Source organism: Azospirillum sp. B506 (assembly GCF_000333595.1).
Lineage (GTDB): Bacteria > Pseudomonadota > Alphaproteobacteria > Azospirillales > Azospirillaceae > Azospirillum.
The window spans coordinates 1-3,997 of record NZ_BADK01001061.1 but is presented as its reverse complement, the minus strand read 5'-3'; the positions used below and the strand labels follow the sequence as shown (position 1 = coordinate 3,997).

Annotated in this window: 5 protein-coding genes; 2 read left to right on the top strand and 3 right to left on the bottom strand. The window is 68.6% G+C overall.

Annotated elements, in window-relative coordinates; translation table 11 throughout:
* Window positions 1-883 (top strand): MFS transporter (locus tag I71_RS32660; RefSeq protein ID WP_042704132.1); only part of this gene is annotated, 883 nt, incomplete at its 5' end.
* Between the two features lie 7 nt (window positions 884-890).
* Here I71_RS32660 and I71_RS32655 read toward each other — a convergent pair.
* The 3 genes from I71_RS32655 to I71_RS32645 form a co-directional block, all read right to left on the bottom strand.
* Window positions 891-1,472: a PRC-barrel domain-containing protein gene (locus tag I71_RS32655; protein ID WP_042704130.1), complete on the bottom strand. Its 582-nt coding sequence runs from the start codon at window positions 1,470-1,472 to the stop codon at window positions 891-893.
* Window positions 1,473-1,573: 101 nt separating this feature from the next.
* The gene (metW, locus tag I71_RS32650; RefSeq protein WP_042704128.1) at window positions 1,574-2,185 is read right to left on the bottom strand and encodes a methionine biosynthesis protein MetW; all 612 of its coding nucleotides are present in this window, start codon (window positions 2,183-2,185) and stop codon (window positions 1,574-1,576) included.
* 20 nt (window positions 2,186-2,205) lie between these two features.
* Entirely contained in the window at window positions 2,206-3,414 is a 1,209-nt protein-coding gene (locus I71_RS32645; protein ID WP_042704126.1) for a homoserine O-acetyltransferase, read from the bottom strand.
* A gap of 177 nt (window positions 3,415-3,591) precedes the next feature.
* On the opposite strand from I71_RS32645, the gene pheA reads away from it, so the two are divergent.
* The coding region (gene pheA, locus I71_RS32640) for a chorismate mutase (protein ID WP_042704124.1) at window positions 3,592-3,997 on the top strand (406 nt) is incomplete at its 3' end.

Here is a 3,997-nt window from a genome sequence, read left to right as displayed (position 1 = left end):
GGCGCTGATCCTGTCGGTGGCCTCCTGGCCCTGGCTGTTCGCGGTCAATGTGCCGCTGGGGCTGGCGGCGCTGGTGGTGGCGGCGCGGGCGATGCCGGTGTCCAACCCGGCCGGTCATCGCTTCGACTGGCTGAGCGCCGCGCTCAACGCCGCCACGCTCGGCCTGCTGATCATCGGCTTCAAGGGGGTGGACGGCAGCCAGCCTTACTGGCTGGTCGCGGCGGAACTGGTCGGGGCGCTGGCGCTTGGCGTGACGCTGGTGCGGCGCGAGCTGGCGCAGGCGGCACCGCTGCTGCCGGTCGATCTGCTGCGCCGGCCGGTCTTCGCCCTGACGGTCGTCACCTCGGTCTGCTCCTTCGCGTCGCAGAACATCGTCTTCGTCGCGATGCCCTTCTTCTTCGAGGATGTGCTGAACCGCTCGCTGACCGAGTCGGGGCTGCTGATGACGCCCTGGCCGCTGGTGGTGGCGCTGGTCGCCCCGGTCTCCGGCCGGCTGGCCGACCGCTACGAGCCGACGCGGCTGGCGGCGGCCGGACTGCTCGCCTTCGCCACCGGTCTCGCCCTGATGGCGCTGCTGCCGCCCGACCCGTCGACGCTGGACGTGGTCTGGCGGATGGCGCTGGCCGGTTTCGGCTTCGGCCTGTTCCAGACCCCGAACAACAAGGTGCTGGTCAGCAGTGCGCCGAAGGAGCGCAGCGGCGGCGCCAGCGGCATCCAGGCGACCGGCCGGCTGCTGGGCCAGACGCTGGGCGCCGCCACGGTGGGATTGGTCTTCACCGCCATCGGCAAGGCGGACGGCAGCGTCGTCGTGCTGTGGCTGGGCGCCGGCCTGTGCCTGATCGCCTGCCTGACCGGCATCTTCCGCCGCCGTCCGACCGCCTGAGCGGTCTTCACTGCTTGGGCTGCTGGCTTTCCGGTCGGGTCAGCGTCGGCTCGTCGCCATAGGCGAAGGTCGGCGCCTTGTCCAGCTCGTCCTGTCCGATGTCCAGCATCAGCCCGTCGGGGCCATTCGCCAGCGTGCCGGCCGGCACCGCCACCAGCTTCTCGCCCAGCCCCAGCACCTCGTTCGGCGCCACCACGATGCGGTCCACCCGGTCGCTGGTCCCATCCATGGTGAAATCGAGGATCCGGCCGGCCGGCCGGCCGTCGCGGGTGCGCAGTTCCGTTCCCACCATCGCCCGCGCCTGATCGGGATTGAGCGCGGCGGACGGCAATGCCGCCACCGGCGGCGACGAACCCTGCGCACCGGTTACCGCCCCCGTCACCGGTGCGGCGGGGTTCTGCACCTCAAGCGACGGTGCTTCGCCGCTGACCCCCGGCGGGGAGGCGATCTGCCCGGTTGCCGGCTGGTCGTCCGGCCGCGGTGCGGTCATCAGCGGCGGCGAGGCGGCGACGCCCGGCGCGGTCTGGGCGAAGGCGGTGCCGGTCAGCAGCAGCGCCGCGGCCGGAACAAGCATGAGGGGGCGGAGCATGAGGGCGACCCTTCCGTTCGGATTCAGGTATCGCCCTGGTTAACAGCGGAACCCGCCCGCAGGTTGCCGCCGGACTTAATTCACGCTCCCACATCAAAACCTCAGCTGCCGCTGCGCCGCAGCAGGAAGACACCCTGTTCGCCCAGCAGGTTGGCGAAGCCGGAATGGGCGCGGCTGGTGACCCGGCCGGCGCGGTCGATGATCCGGGTCTGCTCGATGGTGATGCCCATCTCCTCCGTCAGCACGACGAAGTCGCGCAGCGTGCAGAAATGGATGTTGGGCGTTTCCCACCACTGGTAGCCCAGCTTTTCCGTCACCGGCATGCGGCCGGTCAGCATCAGCTGCATGCGGACGCGCCAATAGCCGAAATTCGGCACCGAGACGATGGCGCGGCGGCCGATGCGGCACAGCATCTCCAGCACGTCGCGCGGCTGCTTCATCGCCTGCAGGGTCTGGCCCAGGATGACGTAGTCGAAGGCTTCCGCCGGATAGTCCTTCAGGTCGGTCTCGGCATCGCCCTGGATCACCGACAGGCCGTGCGCCACGCACTGGCGCACGCCGTCCATGCTGAGTTCGATGCCGCGCCCATCGACATTCTTGGTGTGGGCCAGATGATCCAGCAGGGCGCCGTCGCCGCAACCGACGTCCAGCACGCGGCTGTTCGGCTCCACCATCTCGGCGATCAGCTTCAAATCGTCGCGAATGTCCACCATGGTCGGTCTTTTTGCCCCACTCAGCGCTCGCGGCGGCGGACGGACAGGCCGCGATGCTCGGCGCAGCCCTCCAGGAAGCCGTGGATGACCTGATGGAACTCCGGCTCGTCCAGCAGGAAGGCGTCGTGGCCCTTGTCGGTCTCGATTTCCACGAAGCTGACATTTCCGGCGACGGCATTCAGCGCATGCACGATTGCCCGCGATTCCGAGGTCGGGAACAGCCAGTCGCTGGAGAAGCTGGCAAGGCAGAAACGCACCGGCGTGGTCTTGCCCCCCGGACGGAAGGCGTTGGCCAGCGATCCACCCGCATCGGCGGCGAGGTCGAAGTAATCCATCGCGCGGGTGATGTAGAGGTAGGAGTTGGCATCGAACCGCTCGACGAAGGCCGCCCCCTGGTAGCGCAGGTAGCTTTCCACCTGGAAATCGGCGTCGAAGCCGTAGGTGACCGCCTTGCGGTCCTGCAGGTTGCGGCCGAACTTGCGGTGCAGGGCCGCTTCCGACAGGTAGGTGATGTGGGCGGCCATGCGGGCGACGGCCAGACCGGCCTCCGGCCTGGTGCCTTCCAGCAGATAATTGCCGCCGCGCCATTCCGGGTCGGCCATGATCGCCTGGCGCCCGACCTCGTGGAAGGCGATGTTCTGCGCCGAATGGCGGGCGGCCGTGGCGATGGGCACCGCGGCGAACACCGACTCCGGATAGGCCACCGCCCATTGCAGCACCTGCATGCCGCCCATGGAGCCGCCGATGACGCAGAACAGCTTCTCGATGCCGAGATGCTCGACCAGCAACTTCTGCGCCCGCACCATGTCGCCGATGGTGACGACGGGGAAGGACAGGCCATAGGGCTGGCCGGTGGCCGGATCGATGTCCTTCGGCCCGGTGCTGCCCAGGCAGCCGCCCAGCACGTTGGAGCAGATGACGAAATAGCGGTCGGTGTCCACCGGCTTGCCGGGGCCGACCAGCATCTCCCACCAGCCGGGCTTTCCGGTGACCGGGTGCTTCTCCACCACGAAATGGTCGCCGGTCAGGGCGTGGCAGATGAAGATCGCGTTGGACTTGTCGGCGTTCAGCGTGCCGTAGGTCTGGTAGGCGATCTGGAAGCCGCCGATCTCCACCCCGCTGTCCAACCGCATCGGCCGGTCGACCGCCAGACGCACGCGCTTGCCCGGCATGACGTGCTCAGTGGAGGCGGGGCTGTCGGGGGCGGAGTTGTCGAGGGCCGCGGACATCTCGTTTCGTGCCTTGTCGGAAGCCTTACGGCGCCGTGGTGGGAACCGTCGGCGAGCTGTGGCGGAACGGGAGCGTATAGCTACGAAGCCGGCCTTCGGAGTGTCAATGTTTTCTTTGATTTCAGGGCGCATGCGGACTACTACTAACCGGCTCTGCATTCGATGGTTTTTTGACCCATGGCCTCCGCACGGACCCCGCTCGACGATTTGCGCCGCGAAATCGACCAGATCGACGACGCGATCCATGACCTGTTGATGCGGCGCGCCGCCGTGGTGGAGCGCATCGGGGCGGCCAAGGGCAATGGCGCGGCGGAAGCCGGCGCCCAGCCCGTCTTCCTCCGTCCGGCGCGGGAGGCGACGATCCTGCGGCGCCTGATGGCCCGCCATGCCGGGACTTTCCCCGCCCAGGTCGTCGTGCGCATCTGGCGGGAAATGATCACCGCCTTCACCCGCATGCAGGGTCCCTTCGCCGTAGCCGTCTATGCGCCGGAGGACCGCCGCGGCTTCTGGGATGTGGCACGCGACCATTTCGGCGGCTTCGTGCCGATGACCGCCGTCAATACCCCGGCCGCAGCNTCCGCGC